Genomic DNA, 3,553 nt, shown 5'->3' with positions numbered 1-3,553 from the left:
TGGAGCTGGAGCCCAGCTATGTCGACGTCGCGGTGCGGCGCTGGCAGGCGCTGACGGGCAGGGCGGCCACGTTGGCGGAAACCGGCGAGACCTTCGCCGAGCGTGAGGCCGCCGCCTACGCCGCGCCGGCCGGCGCCTCGGACGGGGAGGCCGATCATGTCTGAGCGTCGCAAGAAGAAACCGCAGGGCGACTACGAGATCGGCTACGCGCGCCCACCGGCTGAGAGCCGGTTCAAGCCCGGTCAGTCCGGCAATTCGAAGGGCCGGCCGAAGGGCTCGAAAAATCTGTCCTCGATCCTCGAGGATAGCCTGTTCGGCCCGGTCCCCGTGACCATCGGCGGACGCTCGACCACGGTGCCCGCCATCGAGGCGATCATGCTCCGCCTACGCATCAAGGCGCTGGAAGGCGACCTTCGGGCGATCGAGAAGGTGATGAAGGTGCTGCCCCTGGCCCAGGCGATGATGGACGCGCGGGCCGAGGGCGAAGCGCCCGCCGATGCCGTCGACCTGACGCGGGACGCCGAGCTGCTGGCGGAGTTCCAGCGCATGCTCGCGGACGGGGAGGATGCGGCATGAGCGACGTCCGGGCCCGGACCGACGCGCTCTTGAGGACGAACTTCTACTTCTTCCTCAAGCGCGCCTTCCCCGAGATGCATGGCGGCGCCGGCCTGGACCCGGCGCCCTATCTCGAAGCCATGTGTTTCCAGATGCAGGAGGCCGCGGAGGGCCGCGTCCCCCGCCTGCTCGTCACCATCCCTCCACGCCACCTCAAGTCGATCTGCGGCTCGGTGGCGCTGGTCGCCTGGCTGCTGGGTCGCGATCCCGGCTTCAAGGTCATCGTCGCCTGCTTCGGCGAAGAGCTCGCCCGCGAGCATGCATACAAGTTCCGCGACCTGGTGAGGAGCCCCTTCTATCGCCGGCTGTTCCCCGCCATGCAGCTGGATCCGAAGGCCAGCCGCTGGAACGATCAGCGCTCCACCGCCGGCGGCAGCCGGCGCGCGGTGACGCTGGGCGGCGGCGTCACCGGCCTGGGCGCCGACCTGATCGTGATCGACGACCTGATGAAGGCGCAGGACGCGGGCTCCGAGACGAAACGCGAGGAGGCGAAGACCTACTACGAGCAGACCCTCTATTCCCGCCTGAACGACAAGCGGACGGGCCGGATCATCGCCATCCAGCAGCGGCTGCACGAGGACGACTTCGCCGGCCATCTGCTTGACCTCGGCAGTTTCGATCACCTGACCCTGCCGGCGATCGCGCAGTCGGAGCAGGTCCTGCCGCTCTATCTGGGCCGGACCTGGTCCCGCCGCATCGGCGATCTGCTGAACCCGGTGCGCGAGCCGCAGAAAGTGCTCGACGTGATGCGGGCGGAGATGGGCTCCTACGCCTTCTCGGCGCAGTATCTGCAGGACCCGGTCCCGGTGGAGAGCGAGCATCTGCGGCTGGAGAAGATGACGCTGATCGAGACCCCGCCTCCACGGGACGAGGTCCTCTGGGTGGTGCAGAGCTGGGACACGGCGATCAAGGACAAGCCCGGCTGCGACTACTCGGTCTGCACCACCTGGGGCTGGGACGGCGCCCGCTGGGTGTTGCTCGACGTGTTGCGGGAACGGCTGGACTTTCCGGCGCTGAAGCAGGCGGCGACGCGGCTGCACAAGGCCTGGCGGCCGGACAAGGTCATGGTGGAGGACAGCTCCAATGGCACGGCGCTTGTGCAGGCGCTGCGACAGGAGGGCATGCTGAAGTTCCAACACGTTAGGCCGCACGGCGACAAGTTCGAGCGCTTCGTCGTGCAGACCGACCTGCTGCAATCCGACCGCGTGGCCTTCCCGATCTCGCCCGCCTGGTTCGAGCCGCTGAAGAAGGAGCTGCTGGTCTTCCCCAACGGCCGCCACGACGACCAGGTCGACAGCATCGCCCAGTTCCTCCGCTGGGCTCGCTCCGACCCCGGCCTCGGCTTCGTCGACCGCGATCCCGAGACCGGCCGGCCGCTGCACAACCTCCGCGAACGGCGCAGTCGGGAGAAGAAGGCGGCGCGCCGGCCGAAGGCGCGGTGATCTGCAACAAGAGGCTGCGCCGATCTCTGTCGGCGCAGTCCTCACGGACGATCAGCGCGGCGGCGTCGCCGCGCGTGTCGGGCCGGGCCCCGCCGGCCGCCGCCGGCAGTGCGCCGTGCGCTTGGCGTCGACGGCGCCGTGCGCGCGGGTCGCCTGATCTCCCCGCCTCCCAAGTTCTTCAGGCCCCTTGTCGAATTCGCTCGACTTCCCCCGCACAGGAAGCGGTGGTGTGGACGTCGCGACGCATGGCCTGACCTGCCGCGGCCGCCTCGGCGCCTCCGCCGGGGCCTTGCGCGGTGGGAGGCCGCGCATCGGGCGCGGGCCTCGCCTGGAGACCGCGACGATGACCAAGATCAAGCTCACCGACCTGCAGCTGGTGCTGCTCTCCGCCGCCGCCGCGCGGCCGGACTTCATGCTTCTGCCGCCGCCCGAGAGCGTGCGGGCGAAGGGGAAGACGCTGGAACGGGCGCTGGCCCGAATGCTGGATGCGGGCCTGGTTGAGGAGGTGACCGCCCGCCACGACGCCGAGGCTTGGCGCGAGACCGAGGACGGCTGGAGTTTCGGATTGCGGATCGCGCCCGCTGGGCTTGAGGCGATCGGCCTGCCGGCGCAGGCGGCGGGGGATGCCGAGGACGCGGAGCCGGTCGCCGCGGCTGCGCCTGCGACGCCTGCGGAACTCGGGGAGCCCGCGGCGGCGGACGGCGAGCCGGAGCCGGAGGAGGCCGACGCGCCTCGGCCCGCGACCGACGCTGCGACCGATGCCGAGCCTGACGAAGCGGCCGCCTCGGCGAAGCCGCTCTTCCGGCCCGGCACGAAGCAGGCGCGGCTGGTGGAGATGATCTCGGCGCCGGAGGGCGAAGGAATCGATGTGCTCTCCGAGGCGCTCGGCTGGCAGGTCCACACCACCCGCGCGGCGCTGACCGGGCTGCGCAAGAAGGGGCTCGCGGTCGAGAGCGCCAAGGGGGCCGACGGCAAGACGGTCTACAGGCTCGGCAAGGCGGAGGCCGCGGCCGATGCGGCCTGAGCGGGCGACAAAGCGAGGCGGCGGCTCCGCCGCCTCGCGCCTGGCCGCGGAGCTGGAACGGCTGGGCCAGTTGGACGCCGCCGCGCTCCGGCGCGCTTGGGAGGCGAGGATGGGCACGCCGGCGCCCGCCTCGGCCAGCGGCCGGCTGATGCGGCTGGCGCTGGCGCATGCGGTCCAGGCCGAGGCGCTGGGCGGCGAGCCCGCCCGGCTCGCCAACGCCTGGCGGCGGATCGAGACCGCGCGAGCGACCGGCGCCTCGGCCGAGGCGGCGCTGCAGGCGGCGGGACGCGGAGCGCCGCCGGCCGCCGCGCCCGCCGGCGCCCGGCTGATCAAGGTCTGGCGCGGCGAGACGCATGAGGTGGCGGCGACGGCGGACGGCGTAGGATGGAGGGGGCGGCGCTACGCCTCCCTCTCCGTGGTGGCCCGCGCCATCACCGGCACGCGGCGCAACGGGCCCGCCTTCTTCGGCCTG

Annotated in this window: 4 protein-coding genes and 1 pseudogene; all 5 read left to right on the top strand. The window is 71.9% G+C overall.

The genetic code is table 11. From position 1 onward, the window contains the following. Positions 1–164 (top strand): annotated as a pseudogene (locus AAC134_RS23600) (DNA methylase N-4); the annotation flags it as partial. Beyond that, a complete protein-coding gene (locus AAC134_RS23595; protein ID WP_339952221.1) occupies positions 157–576 on the top strand; it encodes a DUF5681 domain-containing protein in 420 nt (139 codons plus the stop codon). The pseudogene AAC134_RS23600 and the gene AAC134_RS23595, both read left to right, overlap by 8 nt. Further along, entirely contained in the window at positions 573–2,057 is a 1,485-nt protein-coding gene (terL, locus tag AAC134_RS23590; protein ID WP_339952219.1) for a phage terminase large subunit, read from the top strand. Before AAC134_RS23595 ends, terL begins: the two co-directional genes overlap by 4 nt. Before the next feature lie 343 nt (positions 2,058–2,400). Next, a complete protein-coding gene (locus AAC134_RS23585; protein WP_339952217.1) occupies positions 2,401–3,081 on the top strand; it encodes a DUF3489 domain-containing protein in 681 nt (226 codons plus the stop codon). Beyond that, the coding region (locus tag AAC134_RS23580) for a DUF2924 domain-containing protein (RefSeq protein ID WP_339952215.1) at positions 3,071–3,553 on the top strand (483 nt) is incomplete at its 3' end. The genes AAC134_RS23585 and AAC134_RS23580, both read left to right, overlap by 11 nt.

Source organism: uncultured Albimonas sp. (assembly GCF_963977235.1).
GTDB lineage: Bacteria > Pseudomonadota > Alphaproteobacteria > Rhodobacterales > Rhodobacteraceae > Albimonas.
This window is presented reverse-complemented; position numbering and strand designations above follow the sequence as displayed.

Excerpts from the sequence above, each read along its gene's own strand:
- AAC134_RS23595 (WP_339952221.1), top strand. The coding sequence starts at position 157 with ATGTCTGAGCGTCGCAAGAAGAAACCGCAGGGCGACTACGAGATCGGC.
- terL (WP_339952219.1), top strand. The coding sequence starts at position 573 with ATGAGCGACGTCCGGGCCCGGACCGACGCGCTCTTGAGGACGAACTTC.
- AAC134_RS23585 (WP_339952217.1), top strand. The coding sequence starts at position 2,401 with ATGACCAAGATCAAGCTCACCGACCTGCAGCTGGTGCTGCTCTCCGCC.